This is a genomic window from Vibrio sp. Y176 (assembly GCF_033438945.1).
Genome location: NZ_JAWOQS010001026.1, coordinates 1 through 547 on the forward strand (window position 1 = coordinate 1; position 547 = coordinate 547).

General features: G+C 47.9%; 1 protein-coding gene. It reads left to right on the forward strand.

Annotation, left to right across the window (positions count from 1 at the left end; translation table 11 throughout):
* Positions 1 to 134 precede the first annotated feature (134 nt).
* On the forward strand, positions 135 to 547 hold a 413-nt coding region (locus tag R7O13_RS30000; protein WP_318305607.1), incomplete at its 3' end, for a (Fe-S)-binding protein.

The following is a 547-nucleotide window of genomic DNA, read 5'->3' on the forward strand; positions in this document are numbered from 1 at the left end:
CTAGGCGCACGTGCTGACTTTGTTAAGGCAAACAATGGTGAATCACCAATGCCGGGTCATAAAGCGATCAATATGCACCAGAAACTGGGCTTCTCAAAAATCTTCACTATGGCAAAACGAGCGGTATCGACAAAATGAGTAATAAAGTATTTATGCCAGGATGCAGTTTGCCATCCTATTCACCAGAAGGCGTAGCGGCCATTGCGAGCTACCTAAAAGAAGTATTCCCAGAAATGGGCGCAGTACAGAAATGCTGTGGCAAACCGACCGCGGCTATCGGCCAAACAGAGAAATTCAAAGAACGCTACGGCCAGCTTCAAGCAGACTTCGACAAGCTAGATGCACAAGAAGTCATCGTGGCGTGCCAAAGTTGCTACGGCATGATCAAAAAATCTGGCGGCACACAAAAACCAGTATCTTTGTGGAAGCGTTTAAACAAGGCTTTGATTTTGACATCAACCTTGAAGAAGCGCGTGAGCCGATGGGGCTTGGTAAGTGGGACCACATCCAAGCTGTGGGTCGCATTCCTGCGGTTGATAAGCGTTGG